Origin of the sequence: Acinetobacter sp. YH12023 (assembly GCF_013420135.1) — a bacterium.
Taxonomy (GTDB): Bacteria; Pseudomonadota; Gammaproteobacteria; order Pseudomonadales; family Moraxellaceae; genus Acinetobacter; species Acinetobacter amyesii.
Genome location: NZ_VOYU01000008.1, coordinates 57,347 through 82,228, shown reverse-complemented (window position 1 = coordinate 82,228; position 24,882 = coordinate 57,347). Strand labels below are relative to the sequence as shown.

Sequence of the window (24,882 nt, the reverse complement as noted above, 5' to 3'; positions counted from 1 at the left end):
TTATTCGCCTCTTGGAACTGGACCAGACATACTCGAGTGACGCGAGTCGCCTAAGACGGAAATCATTAACATCGTCGCACCCACAACAGTGATGTAGACACCTGTGTCGAAGAGGGCAGCGGAGGCAAGGTGCATTTCACCTAAAATGGGTGGTGAGACATAGATATGAGCACTGGTCAGGAATGGGCGGCCCCATAGCCAAGCAGCGATCCCTGTCAAACCCGCAATGGTTAAACCAATACCAATCCACACTTCATATAAGCGACCTGATTTTGCACCAATCAATTGTTCAGCACGGTCTTGACCGAGCGCGATATATTGAATCACTAAGGCTAAAGAGGTAATTAAACCTGCAATAAAGCCACCGCCAGGTAAGTTATGACCCCGTAGGAAAATATACAGACTGATCACCAAGGCCAAAGGCAAAATCCAAGATGAGGTAATACGGAACATCAGTGGCGACGGATTAAAACGATAGGTCAGACCTTGCGTAATGGTGGTGCCATGAGCACGCATACCATCCATCATGCATAGCGTACCAATTGCAGCAATTCCCAGTACGGTAATTTCACCAAAGGTATCGAAACCACGGAAGTCCACCAAGATCACGTTGACCACATTGGTACCACCACCAAGTGGGATAGACTGCTGCATGAAGAACCATGAAATGGAATTGTGATCACGGGTCATGATCAACCATGAAATCCATGCAATCCCTAGACCTGCAATAATCGCAATCAATGCATCTCGCCAACGACGTGACACGCTCGACTCATAAGGGGTGAGCTGTGGTAATAACGATAGGCTCATGAGTAAGAGCACGGTGGTCACCACGTCAACAGTAATCTGCGTTAACGCCAAATCGGGAGCGGAGAAACAGATAAATACCATGGTCACAACTAGACCGACTGCACCACTGATGAGGACGGCTTTAATACGTTCATGGTGGAACCAAAGCATCATCCAACATGCAGAGAATAATAATAGCCACAGAACGATCGCGATGACCGGAGCATGTACCAGTTCACGACTGCCTGTGCCGATGCCTTGCAGCCAAAATGGAACGATGACGATGGCTACACTAAAGATTAAAATCCACAATACATAGCTTTGTAATTTGCCATTTTCAGTAAAGCGACGGAATTTTCTTGAGCTGAGTAAAAGATATTTTAAAAATAAGTCGAACAGCACTTTACCTTGCAAACGACCCAAAAATGGATCTAAGTCGATCCGCCGTAATTTGCCGCCCTTTGCCAATGCGAAGTAGAAAATTAAACCACCCAATAGTGCTATTACACTCATCAAAAGCGGTGCATTTAAACCATGCCAAATCGCTAAATGTGTACCTTCAAACGCAGGGTTTTGAATACTCGCACGTGCTGTGCTGTTGACTATATGCTCAACCAATAGGGCAGGGAATAATCCAACTAAAATACATAAAGCAGCCAGTAATGTTGCTGGTGCGCGCATACCAAACGGTGGTTCATGTGCTTCTTTATTGGGAATTTCTTTCCCCAGTGGACCATCAAAAAACACCCCATGAACCAAACGTACTGAGTACGCGACAGCAAAGATACCGGCAAAAGTAGCGATGATAGCCGACACGATCATCACTGGCCCAGTCAGGTTGGCTAAAAGTTCAGTAAAGAACATCTCTTTAGAGAGGAAACCATTAGTTAATGGGACACCTGCCATAGAGGCCGCAGTGATCATGGTTAGCGTTGCGGTAAACGGAAGTAATTGCCATAAACCAGAGAGTTTTCGTAAATCACGTGTGCCTGATTCGTGGTCAATAATCCCCGCGATCATAAATAGGGCTGCTTTGAAGGTCGCGTGGTTAATGATATGGAAAATGGCAGCCGCAACTGCAAGGGGAGAACCGATCCCCAATAAGCAAACGATCAGACCTAAATGGCTGATGGTGGAATAGGCCAAAAGCCCTTTTAAATCTTCTTTGAAAATGGCAAAGAATGCTGCCATACATAAGGTAAATAAGCCAATAAAGGTGACCAAGTTGTGATACAACGTAGCGCCTGCAAAAATCGGTAATAAGCGTGCAAGCAGGAAAATTCCGGCTTTCACCATCGTGGCAGAGTGTAAATAGGCCGAGACGGGGGTCGGTGCCGCCATAGCATTTGGCAACCAAAAATGGAAAGGGAACTGCGCACTTTTAGTAAATGCTCCCATTAATATTAATAGCAGTGTGGGTACAAAAAGCGAGTGCTGCTGAATTTGGCTACTCATCGTTAGGATTTGATCAATCTGATAGGTGCCCGTGATTTGCGCCAACAGAACAAAACCACCCAGCATACATAAACCACCCATACCTGTAATGGTCAAAGCCATTCGAGAGCCACGCTGAGCTGCGTCGTAATTGCTCCAATAACCAACCAAAAGGAAAGATGAAATGCTGGTAAGTTCCCAGAAAATAAGCAATAAAATTAAATTATTAGACAATGAAATGCCGAGCATGGCAGCCATGAACAGCATCAATAAAACATACAGTTTACTGAGCGAATTCTTTGGACTTAAATAATAGTAGGCATAGATATAAATTAAGGTGCCGATCCCGGTAATGAGCAGGGAAAACAATAAGCCCAGTGCATCGAGGCGGAAACTGAAATCAATGCCAACTTGAATGAGCCATGGCCATGTTTGAATGATGGTTTTGCCATTAAATACATCTTGAGCCTGACTCAATAATAAAACTAAACTGCTGAGGCTGACGCCAATCGCCCCTAAAGCTGTTACCCCGCGAGAGAATTGCTTCAACCACGAGACAAGTGTTGTGCCTAGTATTAACGGTAACAATATAATAATCGGTAGCACACTCGTATCCATTGTCATGATTAGGCGGTGAAACCTAGGTGTATTTCATCTTTCAAGGATTACAGGACAGCAAAGAGCAGTCCAAAAATTCAATCTTGAAAGCCATGTGTGTCAAAAAAAAATTAAAAACAAGCTGTGTTGCGCAACTCGTGAAGCGATAGCAATTTCCGATGTTACTATGAAAATTGCAAATAAAACCGATCATATTACATGCGTAAAACAACATCAATCTTTTTTATGAACCACTTACACATTATACGCCTGACGAAACTGTCTAGACATCTATTGCGGCCTTATTGCTGAATATTTAAACATCGAGGCTATGGATTACACTCAGTCAATCAACCTCAGTATTTTTAACTCAGCGGTTGGATCGTAATGTCCTGATCACCTCGCTGTGATAAAGCCCTAACCAATTCTTGTTGCTGTTGCTCGGTCAGTTGTGTCTGAATTAATTGCAACATGTGCTGGATGGTATCCGGATGGTTCAGCGGCTCATTTAATTCAGTCTCTTCTGTTTTAGGTGGAAGCGATGGTTTAGATCCGAGTTGCAACTGCTGATAAATTTGATCATAGGTTTCTTGTAGTTTTTCAGGCTGAATCTCACTGAGCTTTTTATTCTGTAGTTTTAAGCACTGAAAGCGAGAAGCCTGTTCCAGCAGTTCGGGACGGTTGCCGCTGGCAATGATTTGGAGTCGTGGAAACGCTTGATTTAAACGGGTCAAAATCACTTGAGTCATGTTTTGATCGAGTTGGTGGTCTATGGCGTCGATCAATAAAATACCGTCACCTTCTTGGCACGGATATAAGCTATGAGGATTGAGCAGACAGAGGCGACGCACAATATCACCAATTAAGGCCACAAGGTTGCGTACACTATTTGATAGCTGTTGGAACAACATATCTTTGCCTTGATAGCAGACTATTAACTGTAATTTGGGGTGATATTGCAGATAAATATTGGTCACATCGGGCAACACGGTCTTTAAGGCTTGTTTTAATGATCTGAGTGACGGCGCGTGTAGATCGGCCTGAGCTTGCGCCAGTTTTTGTCCAAAAAGTGGCGTGTCAGATGTGTTGGGTATATCGGCTTGGGTTTTAGGATGTAATAAATTTTGAATTAATTCGGCACTTTGCGCATTTTCAATGTCGGATATTTCTCGAAACCATTCAAAAAAACGAATAAACGTGGTAAAGGGAATGGCCGATATTTCATAAGCATACGAAGGCTGAAAAATAGCAGGATTATTTTTATTGAGAATATTCACATCGTTGACGAAACGTTCAGCAGGGTAATAGGCAATGAGTGGCAACCCTTGTAACGGATCGGCTTTGAGGGCTTTTTGATACAGCGCAACCATCGATTCTAATTGCTGTGTTTCGGCCTTACTGAGGCCGACGCCTTGACTGTTTAAGGTTTTGTACAATTGCCATGAACAACATTGTGGGTCTTGGTCTTGTTGATCACTTGAAAGCTGAAATGAGCCAATCTCTTCGGGAAAACTGACTTGAATATCTAGTTTCGATTGCAAGCGATTTAACATGATGTCTTGATCGAGCATTACCACGCCTGCGGTGCGTAAATCTTTATAACGTGCAGCGAACCAAGTGAGGGCCTGATAACTAAAGCGTAGTAGGGAGGTTTTTCCAGAACTTTGATCACCCAAAATTAAGGTGATCGGCAGATCGTCGTAATTAAAATTGAGGGTGATATCAGTAAAATGAAGGGTGTGCTTGAGTTGGATCGATTGTAATTTCATGGTGCACCTTTTACTGATTTATTGTTTATTCACCTTTTTCATCATACTAGCTGACCGCTTGTGCCAAAGATTTTGGCATTTGACGTTTTAAGTGCTGCATCAAGTCATAAATATGATGGATATTTAAACTTACTTTAGCACGTGTGCAAGCCACGTAAAGTAACCGTAACTCTTCGTCACTAATTTTATAATCTTTATCGTTGAGCTTAAATTGGTAGTCATCTTCAATATGTACCCGATCCCATTCTAAACCTTTGGCTTTATGGGCGGTCGAGATGATATAGTCGGCTTGATCAATCGGGGTGATTTTCGCCAGCGCCTTTTTCAGTGGGTCAGTACCGTGGTCATCGACCAACTTCACTAGCGGTTTAATATCGCTGCCATCATTGGTTTCACAATATTCATGCACATCATGCCATGAGTTAAACCACGCAAGCTCTGGGACATCGACTACGCGCTTGCCTTGTTTGAGCATGGCTGCAGCATCGACAAAACGATTGAGTCGCGCATGATCTGCTTGCAGGCTAACTTTTTCGCCCTTAACCAAACCCGCCAATAACAGTTCCATCGCACGTGCATTGGTACGACATAAAATGGCATCGCGCATCTTGGTATGTGGTTTATTGACCACTTTAGAGTTGAGCTGCGGATTACCCAATAAAGGCACGGTTTCGTTCAATGCGCCCAGTAGAGCATTGGCGTTCAAGGCAATTTCTTCACCAAAACGGAAAGACGTGGTTAAACGGGATTCGGGTAAAGGGAGTTGCTGCATGGCATTGACTGCGCCACGCCATGCATAAATTTGTTGATGCGCATCGCCAACATAGATGACTTGGGTATTCCGCTGTTTCAGTAAAATCCCTAGCATTAGTGGGTCAGCATCCTGAGCTTCATCAAACAACACGTAGTCGGCAGGAATATTCGGTTCAGACAAAGCCCAAAGTTTTAAATAAATATCGTGTCCAATTCCTGCTGCATGGTTCGGATCAATCGACTCTAACCAACGACGTTCAATGGCAGGATACAAATGCTTTTGTAAGCTTTCGATATCGTCAGGATGCAGCCAACTCGGTGCTTGCAGATGTCGTGGGGCAGGGTACTGTGAACTGGTCGAACAGAAATAACTGACAGCATTTGCTACTAGACTCGCCAAGCGCGAAGGCATAAGCACATATTTTTCATAACGACCGCCCATCATACGACGTAAGGTGATCGGTTCTAGTCGATATTCTTTGGCAATAAAACTCGGACTTAAACGCGGTAGACGCAGTTTGTCAGTCACTCCACGTGGAACACTGCGATAGGCCAATGAGTGGAAGGTGCGACAGTCGACATTTTGATGAAAACGATTCTGTGCTTCGGTGGCAATGGCTTTGTTAAAGGCCAAGTACATGCCAAGCCGCTGAGGCATGGCATCACTGATCATTTGGAGTGTGGTTGTTTTACCTGTGCCAGCATAGGCAATCACTTTAAATGATTTACCAAGACGTGCGTTATCTATGGCGGTGGCCTGCTCATAGGTCGCGGTCGGTTTTTTAAGATCTGGCACGGTTGCGTCTTAGTGCTGACGGTTGGCTTTTTCAACCAAACCGGAAAGGCCTTGACGACGAGCGAGTTCGTTAAGTACCAATTGAGGATCAATATCGAAATAACCCAACATCACAATGGTATGGAACCAAAGGTCTGCTACTTCGTAAATCAAATCGTTTTTGTTGTCTTCATTGGCTTCGATTTTGAAATCTTTAGCGGCAATGATGGTTTCAACACTTTCTTCACCGATTTTTTCTAAAATTTTGTTGAGGCCTTTATGGTAAAGCTTTGCCACATAAGAGGACTCAGGATCAGCTTGTTTGCGTTCAGCCATCATTTTACCTAAGTAGTCGAGTACTTCGACTTGCTCAGATTGCGCATTGGATGCATTCATCGCAAGAGTATGTGGATTTGCTGATTTTGCACCATAAATTGCAGCCGGATCTTTTAATTGCGCATCGACAATTTCCCAGCCATTGGCAGTAAGCTTGCGGTAGAAGCATGACTCACGGCCGGTATGGCAGGCAATGCCGCCATGCTGTTCAATTTGTAGCACAATCACGTCAGCATCACAGTCCAAACGGATTTCATGTACGGTTTGGAAATGGCCAGATTCTTCACCTTTGTGCCATAGCTTATTGCGTGAACGTGAAAAGTACACCGCCTGATTTTTTTCTGCAGTTTGCGCCAACGCTTCACGGTTCATCCATGCCACCATCAATACGCGCCCGCTTTGATGATGCTGTGCAATAGCAGGCACTAAGCCTTGTTCGTTAAATTTTACTTCATCGAGCCATTGCAGGTTGTTCATGAGGATTTCACCAATTCAAAAATCAAAAAATAAATGCCGCAGCATTTGAGCAGCACTATAGTGTAAGCCATCAAGAGAATGATGGGGAGTTAATTCTTAATCAAATTTTAAATTGCGCAGTTCAGCCGCAGAGTCATCTGCAGGCTTTCGGGCAATGTCAGCATAATTCATGTGCCCAAATGCACCCGTTTTTAAGCCGGAAATCGTAATCGCCATTTCTTTGCGGAAAAACGGCAGCTGATACATAGCACGAAATGAAAAATCACGGAGCGGTGCTGTCCAGCGATGATGTGATTGATAAAAAGGAGTCAGCAAGCGACTAAAAAATTGGTAAAATCGCACGGAGGGCAACCGTAGCTGATGATACTCCTGCCAGAGGTTTTGCAGTGAGGAGTCCTGTTGATATTGAAGCAGAGCTTGACTGATGGCCCATGCATCGAGCAAAGCCATATTGGCGCCTTGTCCAAGCTGTGGACTCATGGCATGAGCAGCATCGCCTAATATGCCGATACGACCTTCACCAAGTTTGCTCAGCACCACATCACGATAATTGGCAGATAGCCATTGCTGCGGATCATCTGGATGTGGAATCACATGCGCTAACCATTCTGCAATACTCGGCCAGCGTTTTGAAACTTCAAGCAACCATTGCTGCTGTGCGTTCTTTGTTTTTAAGAATCCCTCTAAATCTTCTGTAGGCAAACTCCAGAAAATGCTCGAAAGGCGCTGTTCAGGCTGCGTTGGAATTGCTCCCGTTGGCATCACACCCATCATGATATTGGAACGGTCATAGAACTGATGCAAGATCTGCGGATTGAGTACTTCGCATTCAGGCACGATGATCCACTTCGCCCCCCAAGGATAGGCTTGGTTGAGCTTTTCCCATGCATTAGGGCGTAAATGGCTGCGTGCGCCATTGGCAATCAGCACGAGATCAAATTGACGTTGAAAAGATTGATCTGCGGACTGCCCAATTACGTTTATACCCTCACTGGATTCTTGAAGTTCATGCACTTCATGCGCCATGCACAACTCAACGTGTTGAGGATATTCACGGACTTTGGATGCGAGGACATGACAGAGCGTGGCACGGTGAATGCCGAGTCCATATGAACGTTCATCGGCTTGTCGATAATGACTGTTTATCAGCAAGTCGCCGCCAGCCAGTTGACCTTCAAGACCAGTTACCACAGCGCCAAGGCTTAAGGCATGTTCCAAAATGCCTAAATGTTCGAAAACTGCCAGTCCGGCAGGTTGTAATAATAATCCTGCACCCACAGGTTCAAGTTGTGAGACTTTTTCATATAAGCAGATCTGATGGCCTTGAGCAGCAAGCATTGCTGCAGCAGCTAATCCTGCTGTACCTGCACCGATGATGGCAATATTTTGAGTTTTCATTGTTATAAAAGTTGATTTTATCTCACCCCAATGTAGCAAAGTTGTCGTATAAAACCCAATAAAAAAGCCCTCATAAGGGCTTTTTTAGGGATGCATCAGGTCTTACCAATGTTCACCAGGGAATAGGCGAGCATATGCTTTTTGTACCCAATTGAGTTTTTCTTGCTTACCAATAGACGCTGAAGAGCTTGGGAACAGGTTATAACCAATCGACATGAGTTTATTGTTAATGTCAGGAGCAATGGAGTAGGTGATCGAAGCCAAACGGCCCAAATTGGTCGCCACTTTCTTCGGACGTTTCACGATGGCATACGCAATCAGGTCGGTTGCTTGTTCTGGAGAAAGCGTTGGTACGTATTTATAAATTTTGGTTGGGGCGATCATTGGTGTGCGCACCAATGGCATATATACCGACGTGATGGCAATATTATGCGAGTGAACTTCAGCACTTAGGCAACGACTGAAAGCATCTAATGCGGCTTTAGACGCAACATATGCAGAGAAGCGCGTTGCATTGGCCAATACACCAATCGAGCTGATATTAATGATATGACCTTCACGACGAATCATCATTTTTGGCAACAGGTTCATGATCAAACGTACCGCGCCAAAATAGTTAAGCTGCATGGTGCGTTCAAAATCATGGAAACGATCAGTTGATTCATGCACGGCACGGCGAATAGAACGGCCAGCGTTATTAATTAAGATGTCAATATGATCGACGGAAGCGAGGATTCGTTGTGCCACAGCATCAATGGATTCCATATCATTGAGGTCACATGGGAAAACATCAGCTTTACCGCCAGTGGCTTCAATTTCAGCTTTTACGGCATCAAGAGTTTCTTTGGTACGTGCAACCAATAGAACATGTGCGCCTGCGTTGGCAAGGCGATGCGCTGTGGTTAAACCGATACCACTTGATGCACCGGTGATTAAAATGGTCTTGCCGTTGACACGGTCAACGAAACGTTTCTCAAGTCTTGAATTCACGATGAGGTTCCCTGTTAAATCAGTTTTATTGTATTCATTTATCGGCCCGACAATGCTATGTGCAGGGCTGTTTTAAGTCAGCGGTATGATAGCGTTTTATTAAAAAAAAGCCATATGATAAGTAATTGATAATAAAATAATATTTAGAGTTTTTACTCTAAATTAAAATCCCTATTTACTCATTTTTTAACACATAAATATGTGAAAGAGAAGTGCTTTTATCCACATCGTTGCAACGTAAAAAAGTCGATTTTCAAGATAAATAAAATTGTAAATAAATATAGAAGCAGGGCCATAGATGCGCAAAATTGAAAGGCGGATAATGTGGGGGTGGTTATTTAATTGAAATGGAAATAAAAACAGGCCTTAAAAATAAGACCTGTGAATTGTGCACTTGTGGTTTAAACAGCAGCTAAGGCTTGCTCTAAGTCGGCAATCAAGTCATCTGCATGCTCGATCCCAATCGATAAACGAACCATATCAATGCTGACTCCGGCTGCTTTGAGTTCATCTTCATTGAGCTGACGATGTGTCGTGGTCGCAGGATGGCAAGCTAAACTTTTGGCATCACCAATATTCACAAGGCGAGTAAATAACTGCAACGCATCGATGAAACGCGTGCCGCCTGCAAGGCCATCTTGAACCCCAAAGGAAAGAATCGCAGATGGTTTGCCTTTGACATATTTTTGCGCCAAAGCATGCTGAGGATGGTCTTTTAGGCCAGCGTAGTTGACCCATTTTACTTTTGGATGCGCTTGTAAATATTCCGCCACTTTTTGCGCATTTTCAGTATGACGCTCCATGCGCAGGCTTAAGGTTTCCAAACCTTGTAAGATTAAGAATACATTATGCGGGCTGATCGCAGCGCCTGTATTACGCAGCGGGACCACGCGCGCACGGGCAATATAGGCTGCGTCACCTAAGGCTTCGACATAATTGACCCCGTGGTAGCTTGGATCAGGGGTGTTGAGTGATTTAAAGCGTTCAGGGTATTTGCCCCAAGGAAATTTGCCGCTATCGACGATGATGCCACCGATCGAATTACCATGACCGCCAATATATTTTGTGAGTGAGTGCACCACGATGTCGGCACCAAATTCAAATGATTTTTGCAGAACAGGTGTGGCCACAGTATTGTCTACGACTACAGGTATGCCAAATTCATGCGCAATTTTCGAAATTGCTTCGAGGTCAATAATATTGCCCAATGGGTTACCAATAGATTCGACAAAGACCAGCTTGGTTTTGTCATCGATGAGGCTACGCAGCGCTTCAGGGTTCTGATAATCAAAGAAGCGAACTTCAATGCCTTGTTTCGGCAGGGTGTGGGCAAACAGGTTATATGTGCCACCGTACAGGGTCGAAACTGAAGCGATATTGTCGCCTGCTTCAGCAATGGTTTGAATCGCATATGTAATGGCCGCCATACCAGAGGCTAAGGCCAAAGCGCCAATACCGCCTTCGAGCGCTGCAACACGCTGTTCAAGTACCGCCGTGGTTGGATTCATAATGCGGGTATAAATATTACCCTGAACTTTTAAGTCAAATAAATCAGCACCATGCTGCGTGTTATCAAAGGAATATGAGGTGGTTTGATAAATCGGCACCGCAACCGCTTTGGTGGTTGGCTCCGGTGTATACCCCGCGTGAATTGCTAAAGTTTCGTCTTTATAGGTCATGATTACTTCATCTAAGAGAGCTAGTTTTTAAACAGTCTATCACTTATATATATGAATAAAAGTGCTTTATTTATAAAATGAATATCATAATTATTCATATTATTGAAAAATTTTCAGCTAAAGATGAGCGAAATTATGCTTAAAAACGCATGTTTAAATTTTGTTCGCCATTAAACTTGTAACAATGCATTGAAGGCGTGTGCGAAACCTTATTTTTTCACGACTTTATGCGTATAATAGCCGATTATTTTTTCGCTCAATTGAGCAGGGGCAACTTTGTGTTGTTCCGTATATGTTTTGACTATTGAGGAGTCCTAAGTGGCCCAATATATTTACACGATGAACCGTGTGTCGAAGATGGTTCCGCCTAAGCGCGAAATCCTGAAAGACATCTCTTTATCATTTTTCCCAGGCGCAAAAATTGGTGTGCTTGGTCTAAACGGTGCAGGTAAATCTACCTTGCTTCGTATTATGGCGGGCGTAGATAAAGATTTCTCAGGTGAAGCACGTGCTCAACCGGGTATCAAAATTGGTTACCTTGAACAAGAGCCGCCATTGGATGAAAGCAAAGACGTTCGTGGTAACGTTGAAGACGGTTTACGTGAGCCGTTAGATGCTTTGGCGCGTCTTGATGAAGTGTTTGCAGAATATGCAGCAGAAGATGCTGACTTTGATGCACTTGCAAAAGAACAAGAGAAGTTAGAAGCCATTATCCATTCATGGGATGCACATAATATTGTGAACCAAATGGATCAGGCTGCTGCAGCGTTGAACCTTCCAGCTTGGGATGCAGATGTATCTAAGTTGTCTGGTGGTGAGCGCCGTCGTGTTGCACTTTGCCGTTTGTTATTGTCTAAACCAGACATGTTACTTCTAGATGAACCAACGAACCATTTGGATGCTTCATCAGTATCATGGTTGGAACGTTTCTTGAAAGACTTCCCAGGTACGATCGTTGCGATTACCCATGACCGTTACTTCTTGGATAATGTGGCAGAGTGGATTCTTGAGCTTGACCGCGGCATGGGTATTCCATACCAAGGCAACTACTCTTCTTGGTTAGAGCAGAAAAATGCCCGTTTAGAGCAAGAACAGAAGCAAGAAGAATCTTTTGCTAAAGCATTGAAAAAAGAACTTGAATGGGTTCGTTCAAATGCTAAAGGTCAGCAAAAGAAAAACAAAGCGCGTATGGAGCGTTTTGAAGAGTTGAACTCTCGTGAATTCCAACAGCGTAACGAAACGTCTGAAATCTATATTCCACCTGGTCCACGTCTAGGTAATAAAGTTGTAGAAGTTGAAGGTATTAGTAAATCCTTTGGTGACCGTACACTTTATAAAGATTTATCGTTCGTTGTACCACCTGCTGCAATTGTAGGTATCGTGGGCGAAAACGGTGCGGGTAAAACCACATTATTCCGTATGATGACAGGCGAACAACAACCAGATACAGGTACAGTTACACTGGGTGAGTCTGTTAAAGTGGCTTATGTTGGTCAGATTCGTGACACCTTAGATGACAACAAAACTGTTTGGGAAGAAGTTTCTGGCGGTTTAGATATCTTGAAAATTGGTGAATACGAAATCGCATCTCGTGCGTATATCGGTCGCTTTAACTTCAAAGGTCAAGATCAGCAAAAACGTGTAGGTCAATTATCAGGTGGTGAACGTAACCGTTTACAACTTGCGAAAATCCTGCAAATGGGTGCAAACGTCATCTTACTCGATGAACCGTCAAACGACTTGGATATTGAAACTTTACGTGCGCTTGAAGATGCCATTTTAGTATTCCCGGGTACTGTAATGGTGATCTCGCATGACCGTTGGTTCCTCGACCGTATTGCTACGCACATCTTGTCATTTGAAGGTGAAACACCTGAATTCTTTACAGGTAACTACCATGAATTTGAAGAATACCGTCGTAAACGTGATGGTGATGACCTTGTTGCAAAGCGTCAAAAATACCGCAAAATTGGCAACTAAGTTCCAGTTTTAAAATAAAAAACCAGCCTGCGGGCTGGTTTTTTATTGCTTGGGATGAAATGACTATACGACAATGTCTTCATAGGCATGATGTAAGACGAAGTCTGCATGTTCATGGCCTTGTGCAGCAGCTTTACTGAGCCAAAGTTCTGCAAGTTCATAATTACGGTCCAAGCCGAGTTCTCCACGTAAATAACCGAGACCTAAGCGATATTGGGCATCTTTATGACCTTTTAATGCGGCACTTAAAAAATTCCACATAGCATTGCGATAGTCAGTAGGGGATTGGTCTGTTGAATTCATAGTATGGTGACTGAGAAAGTCTTGATGGTGTTGAGCCGCAAGAATTTCGAAATAAGTTCCTTGGGCATAATTACCCTCGGCTTCTGGAACCGAAAGATGCATTCCTTGCAACTTTGGATTCATCTGTTGTAATAACAGTGCATAGACTTTTTTCAGAGCTTGTATCATCATTGTTAAACTCCTTGTTGCTAAATATAACCACTTGATTAATAAAAATATTAATTGCAGTCATTCGTGCGCTGCGATGAATGATTTAATTGTTTTAAACAGATCACACTTAAGATGAAAATTAGCATGCTTGTCATGATATGTGAATAGGTATTGAAAAATATTTATAAGTAATTTCAGTCATCTAGATCGCGAAAAATTAATTTGAATAAATTGAAAGAGGATGCTGAAAAAGCAGTTTAAGGTTTGAGAGTAAAACACAATGATGCTGGCTGAATGATGTAATTTTATTACGTTTACTGCACCTGTTAAGCTCATGACTGAAGAACATATAATTTATAAAGGTCAGAAAATAATGAGCGAGCATCATGGGCATGACCACAGCCATGCCGTTGTCACAGAAGGGAATGTCAAAAAATTAAGTTTTGCCTTAGCACTGACCACGACGTTTTTGATTATTGAAGTCATTGCTGGCTTTATGACGCAAAGTTTGGCGCTATTGTCAGATGCGGCACATATGTTCACCGATGCCGCAGCCCTTGCCATAGCATTGGTCGCGATTAAAATTGGCAAGCTGCCTGCTGATAACAAACGTACCTTTGGCTATCAGCGTTTTGAAATTTTGGCTGCCTTGTTTAATGCCTTGATGCTATTTGTGGTGGCTATTTATATTTTGTATGAGGCCTATCAGCGCTTTTCAACGCCGCCTGAAATTCAAAGCATGGGCATGATGATTGTGGCGGTTATTGGTTTGATCATTAATTTAATCTCGATGCGTATATTATTTTCCAGTTCGCAAGAAAGCTTGAATGTGAAAGGAGCGTATCTAGAGGTGTTGAGTGATGCCTTAGGTTCGGTGGGTGTGATTATTGGCGCGGCGATTATTTATTTTACCGGCTGGATGTGGGTCGATACGCTTATTGCGGTGCTCATTGGCTTTTGGGTTTTGCCAAGGACTTGGATTTTACTCAAACAAAGTATCAATATTTTATTAGAAGGCGTGCCTGAAGAAATTGACATAGAAAAGTTACGCAATGATTTATTGGCACTCAAAGGGGTGGAGAGTATTCACCAGTTAAAGGTCTGGGCAATTACGTCAAAGAATGTGCATTTGACAGTTCATCTCTTTGCACCTGAAGCCGATCGTAATGCCTTGTATTTTGAGGCGATTGAAATGTTGCAACATGAGCACGGAATCACGGAGATGACATTGCAAATCGAAGAAGATGAATGTGTAGTACACCAACACACTCAAAAGTCTGATCATGCACATGAGCATCATCAAGATGATCACGCGCATTCTCATGATGAATCACATCAGCACTAATGCTGATGTAATTTAAATGGCCGGCTTAGATTTCCCATTCATGATTACATTCGCGGCATTTCCATTTTTTCTGTGATTGCATAAAACCTTGCATTGAAATTTTGAAATCTGGCAGGTCGCGATAGAACATGAAGCCAGCAATCAAGCAAGCAATAAATACAACAACAGTCGCAGTTTGTAATGTAGTACCTGCACCGTCACCAAAAATCCACATTGCGATGCTGATAATCACCAACAGTAAAAGAATAAATACCGCAGGGATGAGGATAATCAGGCTTTTTGGCACGACAGGACGAGCAACAGGCTGGCCTGCTTGCGCAAGGGGCATAATTTTAGGGCTTTGACATTTTGGGCAACGGTATTGCATTGCAACTCCATAATTTTAATCTATGGTTTATTTTAATCAGAATGACGCAGAAAGCAAAAATACCGTAAATTTAAATCAGATAAAATTTAGGCAATAAAAAACCCAAGTCATAATGCTTGGGTTTTTTATAAGATGATTTGCATCACCTTGAATATGGCGTCCCTACGGGGATTCGAACCCCGGTTACCGCCGTGAAAGGGCGATGTCCTAGGCCTCTAGACGATAGGGACAATTTGAGGCAACTTAGAGTTGGTTGACACCATCTCTCGGTATGGGCGCTATATTAGGGGGATAACGCCCATCCGTCAACTAAAAAATCAATTAAGCTTCATCAACTGCATCATTTTTCGGCAGTTTTAAGCTTTCATTGAGTTTTTCCCATGCTTTTGTTTCTTTTTTACTCGGGCTGCCCACAATTTCAAGTGCATGACGTAAGCGAGCAAAGGTTAAATCAGGACCAATGGTTACCATTGATTGCATAACCGGTGTCGAAGATGTTGAACCTGCAATAGCAATAAAGAAGGTTGGCATGAAGTCACGAAGTTTAATGTTCATTTGGTTCGCCAAATCCATAAGCGTTTGGCTGACGGTGTCATTGTTCCAAGTGAACATGCTTTCTAGACGCCAGATGGCAAATTGAAGGCTTTGACGCACTTGTTCTTCAGTCAACTTTTTGCTTTCAAACTGTTCTTTGCTGAGTGTTGGGAATTGGTTGAAATAAAAACCTGCCCAATTCACTGCTTCAGATAATAAATTAATACGCGGTTGAATCGCAGCAGCAATTTCTTCCAAGGTATTACGATCTGATTTCCAAGCCAGCAGGGTGTCGAGCAATTGACCCGGTGTTAAACCTTTAATCCATTGACCATTTAACCAGTTTAGCTTTTCAACATCAAAGATTGGACCGCCTAGTGATACACGTTGAATGTCAAAGTGTTCAATCATTTCAGCCAAAGTGAATTTTTCACTTTCATCCGGCATTGACCAGCCCATACGGCCTAAGTAGTTCAATAATGCTTCAGGTAAAACGCCGATGTCTTTGTAGTAGTTAATTGACGTTGGGTTTTTACGTTTAGACAGTTTTGATTTATCTGGGTTACGTAACAGCGGCATGTGGCAAAGTACAGGCATGTCCCAACCAAAATATTTGTACAATAATTGGTGTTTAGGCGCAGATGGAATCCATTCTTCACCACGAATTACGTGAGTGATTTCCATTAAATGGTCATCAACCACGTTTGCCAAGTGATACGTCGGTAAACCATCGGTTTTCAGTAGAATTTGCATGTCGACTTGCGCCCAAGGAATTTCGACTTCACCACGTAGTAAGTCGTTAAATTTACAAATCCCTTCTTCAGGCACTTTCATACGAATGACATGCGGTTCACCAGCAGCCAAACGCTGTGCCACTTCTTCTGCAGTGTGTTTTAAGCCACGACCGTCATAACGCGGTGATTCACCACGTGCTTGTTGTTCCGCACGCATTTGATCGAGTTCTTCTGCTGTTGCGAAGCAGTAGAATGCATGACCTTTTTCAACCAGTTCCAAAGCATATTGTTTATAAATATCCATACGTTCAGATTGACGGTATGGCGCATGAGGGCCACCCACATCTGGACCTTCTGACCAGTTCAAACCTAACCAACGCAATGAATCTAAAATCATTTTTTCAGATTCTGGGGTAGAGCGCAGTTGGTCTGTATCTTCAATACGAAGAATAAATTCACCGCCATGTTGCTTCGCAAAACATAAGTTAAACAATGCAATATAAGCAGTCCCAACATGCGGGAAACCAGTAGGAGAAGGTGCGATACGAGTACGAACAGTCATAATCAGCTTTTAATCAGAATGTAAATTGGGATCTATTATAACGAAAAAGCCTGATCACTTAATGCTTAATTCAACATTGAATGATCAGGCATTTTTAAGTATTTTTTAGACGACAGTAGGGGAACTCGTCTAAAACAATAGCTTGGACAGCATCAGTATGCTGATGTCGTTATGAGCTGCTACCAGAAAAAATAGCTTGAACAAAACGAGAAAAACTTTGGTTTTGTGATGCAAAGAAACTTTGAGTCGGTGCAGCTTTAATAGACGTAAGTACTTTTAAATTATCGTCTGTACGGCCTTTACCTTCAGATTTTTGCTGATTAATCGCTTTTTCGATCAATGAGGTACGTTCAGCAGGCATCGTAAGTTTGTTATTCGATGCGGTGCTGGTTGCAGCACACAAAGCAGTCTGTGCAGTAACGCTTAAACTTAAGCCTAGGCATAGTGCGTATGAAAATTTCATGTCCAAATCTCCCCCTAGTTTTGGTGATGGAACTTTTTATTTGCAAAATAGTTTTAATATTTAGACTACGATTTAACCATCTTTCGTAATTAAAAAGTAGAACTACGTCACAATTTTTACAAAAAAACTAAAAAAGTCTGTACTAGGATTACCTAAATAGACTGTTTTCTCCAGATTTTCGGATGTTTTAGCAAACAACTATGAAGATAGCATGGAGATCGCTTCTGATTGTTGCTGCATTAGCAGAATTAAAGCTTTAAATACGTTATTTTTAGATATCTTTAAAACAGAAATAGATTTGAATTTATATTATAGATAGTTGATTGTTAAAGTTATTTTTGATTTATATAGTGCTCTCAAGATCAATTTGAGTTTGAGCAGATGAAAAAAATAATAGCATCGGGCATTTTCGCATTGTTGGGTGGGGTGGCGGTACAGGTGTATGCCGCAAAAGATTTCTTAAATGTCTCATATGATCCAACACGTGAGTTTTATCAGGAATATAACCAAGAATTTGGACAATATTGGAAAAAACGTACAGGACAAGAGATTAATTTTAAACAATCTCACGGTGGCTCTGGCAAACAAGCTCGTGCCGTAGCAACGGGTTTACAAGCAGACGTTGTCACTTTGGCATTGGCCAACGATATTGATGAAATTGTGGCGACCGGACAAATCAATAAAAATTGGCAAAAACAATTTCCACATAATTCTGCACCGTATACCTCAACAATCGTATTTTTGGTGCGTAAGGGCAACCCGAAAAAAATTAAAGATTGGAATGACCTAACCAAACCGGGCGTTGAAATTATTACGCCAAATCCAAAAACAGGTGGGGCACCGCGTTGGATCTATTTATCAGCTTGGGGATATGCTTTAAAACAACCGGGTGGAAATGATGCCAAAGCCAAAGAATTGGTGAAAAAACTCTATAGCAATGTCAAAGTATTGGATTCTGGTGCACGTGGTTCGCTCACGACCTTTGCTGAGCGTGGCATTGGAGATGTCTTATTGTCTTGGGAAAATGAGGCACTATTAGCGACCCAGGGCTTTGGCAAAGATAAATATGACATTGTTTATCCTTCTATTTCGATTTTAGCCGAGCCTTCGGTGGCTGTGGTAGATAAAACCGTCGATAAAAATGGTAATCGAAATTTGGCGAAGGGTTATTTAAACTATCTATATTCACCTAAGGGCCAAGAGCTAGCAGGTAAATATTTCTTCCGCCCTCGCGATGCAAAAGCCACTGCAAAATATGCTGCTCAGTTCCCGAAAGTTCAAACCTTTACCATTGATAAAGTGTTTGGCGGTTGGGCCAAAGCGCAAAAGACACATTTTGTGAATGGTGCGATTTTTGATCAAATTTATAGTGAAAAGAATAAAGAGTAAAACGACCCACTATAATGTGCGCTGTAAAAACGGATAATTGGGGTTATCCGTTTTTTTGCATATGTAATGCATAAAAATCTATATATAGAGAATAAGTAGATTGTTTTTGTGTATTTTAATATGAAAAACAAACAATTAAATTCGTAGCGTTAGCTGTATTCAGCAAAGGGTCTAAACACGCTGCAATTGCGATTTATGACTTTATTTCATATATTTAGCAGTATTGAATATAACTTTATGCTGGCTGTTATGAAAACTCAATTTAAGGCATGGCTCAGTGCTGCGTTGCTTGCCACTGGTGTTGCTTTCTCTGCGTCTGCTCAGGCCGCTGATCGTGAATTTTTAAACGTTTCTTATGATGCAACGCGTGAATTTTATGACGAATTTAATAAGTCATTTGGTGCATATTGGAAAGAGCGTACGGGTAAAACGGTCGCATTTAAACAATCACACGGTGGCTCAGGTAAACAAGCCCGTTCCGTGGTTGATGGTTTAAAAGGTGATGTCGTGACTTTGGCTTTGGCCAATGATATCGAGGAAATTGTAAAGTCTGGTCAGATTCAGCCGGGTTGGCAAAAAGAGTTTCCACATAACTCAGCGCCATATACGTCAACGATTGTCTTCATGGTGCGTAAGGGCAACCCGAAACATATTAAAGATTGGTCTGATTTAACCAAACCGGGCGTACAAATTATTACCCCGAACCCGAAAACTGGCGGTCTCCCACGTTGGGTTTACTTGTCAGCTTGGGGTTATGCTTTGAAACAGCCGGGTGGTAATGAAGCCAAAGCCAAAGATTTCGTGGGTAAAATGTACCATAACGTAAAAGTGATGGACTCTGCGGCACGTGCATCGATGACTACTTTTGCTGAACGAGGCATCGGTGATGTGTTATTGACTTGGGAAAACGAAGCTTTAGTTACGCAAAAAACTTTGGGTAAAAACAAATTTGATATCGTATATCCATCGATGTCGATTTTGACTGAGCCTTCAGTGGCAATCGTAGACAAAACTGTCGATAAAAATGGTAATAAATGGTTAGCTCAAGGCTATATCAATTATCTTTATTCTCCATTAGGTCAAGAGATGGCAGCTCGTCATTTCTATCGTCCACGTAATGCAGCAGTTTTAGCAAAATATAAAACTCAGTTCCCACCTTTAAAAACTTTTACTATTGATGAAGTCTTTGGTGGCTGGGCAAAAGCACAACAAACACATTTTGTGAATGGTGCGATCTTCGATCAGATCTACAATAACAAGCGCTAATACATCGAAATCTAGGATTTGAGATGTTCAAAGACCTCCTTCGGGAGGTTTTTTAATGGATGGCAAAAAATAAAAACGGTTTTCTCTATAGAAAGTAATATTTCTGTACAAAAAGACGTTTGGAGCTTTGCTAAAACAAGGTAATAATGTGCAGTTACATTTTTAGCTGTGTTGAACGAACCCTTATGTCGCATATTTCTGTATTACTTCATGAAACTGTTGATGCTTTACTGGCAGATCGCAATACAGGAATTTTCGTAGATGGCACATTTGGGCGTGGTGGTCATACGCGTTTATTACTGTCTAAATTAGATGAAAACGCACGTGTTTATGCCTTTGATAAAGACCCGCAAGCGTTGGCTGTTGCAGCAGAATTAGAACAAGAAGATGCGCGTTTTAAAATCATTCACGCTAGTTTTGCCGATTTAAAAGAGGAACTGCGTAGTCGTGGTATCGACTTGGTCGACGGTATTATGGCGGATTTAGGGGTATCATCTCCGCAGCTAGACCAAGCAGAGCGTGGCTTTAGCTTTATGAAAGATGGCCCACTCGATATGCGTATGGACAATTCACAAGGTCCAACAGCCGCAGAGTGGTTGGTTGATATTGAAGAAGAAGATTTAGCTAATATTATTTTTAAATATGGTGAAGAGCGTTATAGCCGCCGTATTGCCAAAGCGATTAAAGCGGCAGGGTATATTGAAACCACAGCTCAATTGGCCGAAATCGTGAAAGTTGCCCACCCGAAATGGGAAAAAAATAAACATGCAGCGACACGAACTTTCCAAGCAATTCGTATTGCTATTAACAAAGAACTCGACGATATTGATATCTTCTTACCTCAAGCGGTGGAGATGCTGAAACCTGAAGGCACTCTGGCAGTGATCAGTTTCCACTCTTTAGAGGATCGTTTAATTAAACAATTTATCCAAAAAGAATCTACACTTGCAGAAGACACAGGCTGGGGTTTACCACAAAAACGCGAAGATACCCGCCGCTTAAAAAAAGTGTCACGAATTAAAGCAAGTGAAGAAGAAGTTAAAGCCAATCCACGATCTCGTAGTGCTTGGCTTCGTGTGGCAGAGCGTTTAGCTTAAAAGGCAAAGAATGAAAACCGAAGCAATCGAAAAAAACTCTGATCAATCGCAGTCTAAGAAAATCATTACATACAGCATTTTATTGCTCTTGGTTTTTGTGAGTGCGATTATGGTGGTGTTTCAAGTTTTTGAATATCGCCAAGATTATCGTCAATTGAGTACCTATATGCGTGAAAGGGATGACCTCAATGCAGAATGGGGACGTTTGCTGATCGAACAACAAACTTTTGGTGCAACAGCCCAAATTGGGACACGTGCAGTTACCCAATTACGGATGTATTCGCCTCCTATTGCACAAACCGTTGTTATTTCATTGCCACAAACTCCAGAACAGAAAAAATAGGCTGCCGGTCACATGGTTGAAAAGAGAAACAAACAAACTCCGCGTAAAAAACAGCAGTCTGTTACTGGTCGTACAGCCATTTCGGTGGAGATGTGGCGCTATCACTTGATGTGGGCGGTGGTTTTACTGTGCTTTATTGCATTGGTCGGGCGGGCTTTTTATGTACAAATCATCAATAAAGACTTTTTACAAAATAAAGCCAATGCCAAAATTTTAAGAACTGAAACCTTAAAAGCCATGCGCGGTGTAATCTATGACCGTCACGGCGTTCCTTTAGCCATTAGTACTCCGATCATGAAAATCGTGATCGATCCACGTGATTATTTTGACAATAAAAAACTCTTTGAAGAAATTACGGCCGAATTGGCTAAAGATCCAAACAATCGTAAGTTAAAACGTCAATTACCAGATAAAAATCTGAATTTAGATGAACTCGCTGATGCTGTAGGGATGGATCGTGCTGAACTGAGACGCAAAATGAATGAGCGTCCACGTTCACGTTATTTAGTTTTAAAGAAAGAAGTGCCGCCACAACAAGCTGAATTGATCATGAAACGTGACTTTCAGGGGGTATATACCGAGAAAAACTATAAGCGCTACTATCCACAGCCTCAGCCAAACTCACAAATTATTGGTTTAACCAATAGTGAGGGTATGGGCATCGAAGGTTTAGAGATGCAATTGAATGAACGTCTTGCAGGCGTAGATGGTGCGCAGCAAATTGTCCGAGATAAAAAAGGCAACCGCGTTAAAGACCCTGAGATCGTGAAAGAAGTTGAGTCGGGTGAAAATATCACGCTGAGTATTGATTCACGTTTGCAATACATTATGTATCGTGAGTTGACTGCAGCCGGGGTAGCCAATAACGCACGTTCTGCCACAGCGATTGCTGTCGATGTCAAAACGGGTGAAATTTTAGCGATGACGTCTTGGCCGTCGTACAACCCAAATGATAAAAAAGGTGTCTTAAATAAAGATGCCATGCGTAACCGTGGTGCAATTGACTCATTTGAGCCGGGTTCAACTATGAAGCCAATGACCGTGGCAATGGCATTGGAAAGCGGTAAATACACGGCAAATACGGTGGTAAATACCACACCGGGTTCTATGCGTGTAGGGAATCATACTATTCGAGACACGCATAACTATGGTCCTCTGACTTTGGGTGGCATTATTCAAAAATCGTCTAACGTCGGTGTGGCAAAAATCGCTTTATCTCTCCCTTATGAAACATTACCAACGTTCTATCAACGTCTTGGCTTTGGTCAACGTTCAGCGGTGAAATTCCCCGGTGAAAGTGCTGGTCTGATTTTGCCGAAGAGCAAATGGAATGTGTCTGAAGTAGCAACCATGGCTTATGGTTATGGTTTGAACGCTACAGTGCTCCAACTGGCTGATGCTTATGCCATGATTGCCAACAAAGGCGTCAAAATGCCACTGAGCTTGTACAAGCTTGAGGAAAAGCCGAAAGGTGAGCAGATGGTTGACCCTAAAATTGCTGATCAAGTGCTTTTAATGATGGAAGCAGTGACCTTGCCGGGTGGTACGGCACGTCAAGCCAATATTCCGGGTTATCGCGTGGCGGGTAAAACTGGTACAGCACATAAATTACGTGCAGACCGTAAAGGCTATTCGACTTCAGAATATCGAGCACTCTTTGCCGGTGTTGCACCAGTGAGTGATCCACGTTTGGCCATGATTGTTGTAGTGGAAAACCCGACAGGTCAGTATTACGGTGGTCTGGTGGCTGCACCAGTTTTCGCTCGTGTAATGCAAGAATCTTTACGTTTAATGAACGTACCATTAGATAAACCTTTAGACACTCCTAAGATCCAGTAATAGGTGATGAATGAAAATTACGTTTCAAGATCTATACACCGTTGAACAGCCCGCTGAATGGATGTCGCAATCCTTTCAGGGCTTCAATCTGGATAGTCGCAAAGTTACAGCAGGGCAAATATTTATTGCCCTGACTTCGTTTTCGCAACCTGAAAAAACAGCACAATTTGCACGTGCAGCGTTAGAGAATGGCGCGTTGGCTGTCATTTCAGAAACTGATTTGGGCTTGGATCAAAGTGTCGTGATCGCGGATGTGCGTCAATTGATGGGGCAGTGGCAAAAGCAATATTTACAGGCGACTCAACCAGCTCAAGCTGCACGGATTTTGGCTGTGACGGGTACCAATGGTAAAACCACGATCTCACGCTTAATCGCTGAATTACTCATGCTGCAAGGCAAAAAATGTGCAGTGATGGGAACCACTGGAAACGGGATTTTACCGAATTTAGAAGCCTCATCTCACACTACTTTAGATGCGTTACATATGCAAAATGCATTGCATGCCTATGCGCTTGAGGGTGCAGAGTTTGCTGCCATAGAGGCAAGTTCGCACGGATTAGAACAAGGTCGATTAAATGGCTGTGCAATTGAAATTGCCGCATATAGCAATTTAAGTCGTGACCATTTGGATTATCATAAAACCCTTGAAGCCTATGCTGAAGCGAAATCACGTTTGTTTCAGTTTCCATCGCTCAAAGTTGCAGTCATCAATCTCGATGATGAACATGCAGAAGTGATGCTGAATGCCGCACGCCAAAATCCGGCTCAGCCTAAAATTTTGACTTATTCAACGCGTCAGGCTGCGGATTATCAAGTGACGGATATTCAATACAGCTTAACGGGCGCACAATTTAAATTGCGTACTGCTCAAGCTGAATTTGTGGTGCAAAGTCCATTATTGGGGCACTTCAATATTGAAAATATTGTGGCGAGCTTAATTTCAGCGGAGCAAGCAGGTTTTGACTTATCTGCCTTGATCGCAACTGCGCCCGAGTTAAAAGGTGCACCGGGTCGTATGCAAGTGATTCGTGATGATGAACGCCTGTTTGTGGTGGATTATGCACATACACCAGATGCTTTAGTTCAAGTGTTACAGACCTTAAAACGTCATGTATCGCAACAGTTATGGGCGGTGTTTGGCTGTGGTGGTGATCGTGACCGTGGTAAGCGTCCATTGATGACACAAGCGGCATTAAACCATGCAGATGTTGCGTTGATTACCTCGGATAATCCACGTACTGAAAACCCAGAACAAATTTTTGCAGATATGAAGGCTGGTATTGATTTTACTGGAAAAACTGTCCATGAAATCCATGACCGCCGTGAAGCGATTAAATTCGCAGTCAACCATGCCCAAGCGGGTGATATTGTGGTGATTGCTGGTAAAGGCCATGAAAACTATCAAGAAATTGATGGTGTTCGACATTGGTTTGATGATGTGGTGGAAGTGAAATCAGCGATTGATTCACAACATCACAACACTGACTCGGCTTATCCAGCGCAATAGGAAACA

Annotated in this window: 19 protein-coding genes and 1 tRNA gene; 8 read left to right on the top strand and 12 right to left on the bottom strand. The window is 42.6% G+C overall.

What is annotated here, in order from left to right; all coding sequences use genetic code 11:
• The 7 genes from FTT92_RS10180 to FTT92_RS10150 all read right to left on the bottom strand — a co-directional run bounded on the left by FTT92_RS10180 (nucleotide 1) and on the right by FTT92_RS10150 (nucleotide 10,997).
• Nucleotides 1-2,841, bottom strand: a complete 2,841-nt coding sequence (locus FTT92_RS10180; RefSeq protein ID WP_180093209.1) for a monovalent cation/H+ antiporter subunit A — start codon at nucleotides 2,839-2,841, stop codon at nucleotides 1-3.
• Nucleotides 2,842-3,185: 344 nt separating this feature from the next.
• The gene (locus tag FTT92_RS10175; RefSeq protein ID WP_180172058.1) at nucleotides 3,186-4,589 is read right to left on the bottom strand and encodes an AAA family ATPase; all 1,404 of its coding nucleotides are present in this window, start codon (nucleotides 4,587-4,589) and stop codon (nucleotides 3,186-3,188) included.
• Nucleotides 4,590-4,635: 46 nt separating this feature from the next.
• Nucleotides 4,636-6,138 carry a UvrD-helicase domain-containing protein gene (locus FTT92_RS10170; protein WP_180172057.1) on the bottom strand — a complete coding sequence of 501 codons (1,503 nt, stop codon included), beginning with the start codon at nucleotides 6,136-6,138 and terminating at the stop codon, nucleotides 4,636-4,638.
• Nucleotides 6,139-6,147: 9 nt separating this feature from the next.
• Nucleotides 6,148-6,930 (bottom strand): bifunctional phosphoribosyl-AMP cyclohydrolase/phosphoribosyl-ATP diphosphatase HisIE, encoded by a 783-nt coding sequence (hisIE, locus tag FTT92_RS10165; RefSeq protein ID WP_078189402.1) that lies wholly within the window; start codon nucleotides 6,928-6,930, stop codon nucleotides 6,148-6,150.
• 96 nt (nucleotides 6,931-7,026) lie between these two features.
• Nucleotides 7,027-8,328 (bottom strand): NAD(P)/FAD-dependent oxidoreductase, encoded by a 1,302-nt coding sequence (locus FTT92_RS10160; protein ID WP_180172056.1) that lies wholly within the window; start codon nucleotides 8,326-8,328, stop codon nucleotides 7,027-7,029.
• Between the two features lie 102 nt (nucleotides 8,329-8,430).
• Nucleotides 8,431-9,318: an SDR family NAD(P)-dependent oxidoreductase gene (locus tag FTT92_RS10155; protein WP_180172055.1), complete on the bottom strand. Its 888-nt coding sequence runs from the start codon at nucleotides 9,316-9,318 to the stop codon at nucleotides 8,431-8,433.
• Nucleotides 9,319-9,719: 401 nt separating this feature from the next.
• A complete protein-coding gene (locus tag FTT92_RS10150) occupies nucleotides 9,720-10,997 on the bottom strand; it encodes an O-acetylhomoserine aminocarboxypropyltransferase/cysteine synthase family protein (protein ID WP_180092590.1) in 1,278 nt (425 codons plus the stop codon).
• A 318-nt stretch (nucleotides 10,998-11,315) separates the two neighbouring features.
• Here FTT92_RS10150 and ettA point away from each other — a divergent pair, with 318 nt between their 5' ends.
• On the top strand, nucleotides 11,316-12,977 hold the full coding sequence (gene ettA, locus FTT92_RS10145) for an energy-dependent translational throttle protein EttA (protein ID WP_180042172.1): 1,662 nt from the start codon (nucleotides 11,316-11,318) through the stop codon (nucleotides 12,975-12,977).
• A 63-nt stretch (nucleotides 12,978-13,040) separates the two neighbouring features.
• Here the strand turns inward: ettA and FTT92_RS10140 are convergent, their stop codons facing one another.
• The gene (locus FTT92_RS10140) at nucleotides 13,041-13,451 is read right to left on the bottom strand and encodes a tetratricopeptide repeat protein (RefSeq protein WP_180172054.1); all 411 of its coding nucleotides are present in this window, start codon (nucleotides 13,449-13,451) and stop codon (nucleotides 13,041-13,043) included.
• Nucleotides 13,452-13,803: 352 nt separating this feature from the next.
• Between FTT92_RS10140 and FTT92_RS10135 the strand changes: the two genes are divergently transcribed.
• Nucleotides 13,804-14,775, top strand: coding sequence for a cation diffusion facilitator family transporter (locus FTT92_RS10135; RefSeq protein ID WP_180012416.1), 972 nt, complete (start codon nucleotides 13,804-13,806; stop codon nucleotides 14,773-14,775).
• Nucleotides 14,776-14,800: 25 nt separating this feature from the next.
• Here the strand turns inward: FTT92_RS10135 and FTT92_RS10130 are convergent, their stop codons facing one another.
• From FTT92_RS10130 to FTT92_RS10115, 4 genes are all read right to left on the bottom strand, one after another.
• Nucleotides 14,801-15,142, bottom strand: a complete 342-nt coding sequence (locus FTT92_RS10130) for a hypothetical protein (protein WP_078189395.1) — start codon at nucleotides 15,140-15,142, stop codon at nucleotides 14,801-14,803.
• A 154-nt stretch (nucleotides 15,143-15,296) separates the two neighbouring features.
• A tRNA-Glu gene (locus tag FTT92_RS10125) sits at nucleotides 15,297-15,372 on the bottom strand.
• Nucleotides 15,373-15,463: 91 nt separating this feature from the next.
• Nucleotides 15,464-16,972, bottom strand: coding sequence for a glutamate--tRNA ligase (gene gltX / locus FTT92_RS10120; protein WP_180077127.1), 1,509 nt, complete (start codon nucleotides 16,970-16,972; stop codon nucleotides 15,464-15,466).
• A 169-nt stretch (nucleotides 16,973-17,141) separates the two neighbouring features.
• Nucleotides 17,142-17,435 (bottom strand): hypothetical protein, encoded by a 294-nt coding sequence (locus tag FTT92_RS10115; protein ID WP_180062805.1) that lies wholly within the window; start codon nucleotides 17,433-17,435, stop codon nucleotides 17,142-17,144.
• Nucleotides 17,436-17,816: 381 nt separating this feature from the next.
• Here FTT92_RS10115 and FTT92_RS10110 point away from each other — a divergent pair, with 381 nt between their 5' ends.
• The 6 genes from FTT92_RS10110 (at nucleotide 17,817) to FTT92_RS10085 (ending at nucleotide 24,876) form a co-directional block, all read left to right on the top strand.
• Nucleotides 17,817-18,824, top strand: coding sequence for a sulfate ABC transporter substrate-binding protein (locus FTT92_RS10110; protein WP_180102333.1), 1,008 nt, complete (start codon nucleotides 17,817-17,819; stop codon nucleotides 18,822-18,824).
• Nucleotides 18,825-19,073: 249 nt separating this feature from the next.
• Entirely contained in the window at nucleotides 19,074-20,090 is a 1,017-nt protein-coding gene (locus FTT92_RS10105) for a sulfate ABC transporter substrate-binding protein (protein ID WP_078192855.1), read from the top strand.
• A 185-nt stretch (nucleotides 20,091-20,275) separates the two neighbouring features.
• Nucleotides 20,276-21,187, top strand: a complete 912-nt coding sequence (gene rsmH / locus FTT92_RS10100; protein ID WP_180011304.1) for a 16S rRNA (cytosine(1402)-N(4))-methyltransferase RsmH — start codon at nucleotides 20,276-20,278, stop codon at nucleotides 21,185-21,187.
• A 10-nt stretch (nucleotides 21,188-21,197) separates the two neighbouring features.
• Nucleotides 21,198-21,530: a cell division protein FtsL gene (gene ftsL, locus FTT92_RS10095; RefSeq protein WP_180106813.1), complete on the top strand. Its 333-nt coding sequence runs from the start codon at nucleotides 21,198-21,200 to the stop codon at nucleotides 21,528-21,530.
• Nucleotides 21,531-21,542: 12 nt separating this feature from the next.
• Nucleotides 21,543-23,369, top strand: a complete 1,827-nt coding sequence (gene ftsI, locus FTT92_RS10090; protein ID WP_168378186.1) for a penicillin-binding protein PBP3 — start codon at nucleotides 21,543-21,545, stop codon at nucleotides 23,367-23,369.
• Between the two features lie 10 nt (nucleotides 23,370-23,379).
• Complete coding sequence (locus FTT92_RS10085; protein WP_180102334.1) at nucleotides 23,380-24,876, top strand: UDP-N-acetylmuramoyl-L-alanyl-D-glutamate--2,6-diaminopimelate ligase; 1,497 nt, start codon at nucleotides 23,380-23,382, stop codon at nucleotides 24,874-24,876.
• Nucleotides 24,877-24,882: the final 6 nt, after the last annotated feature.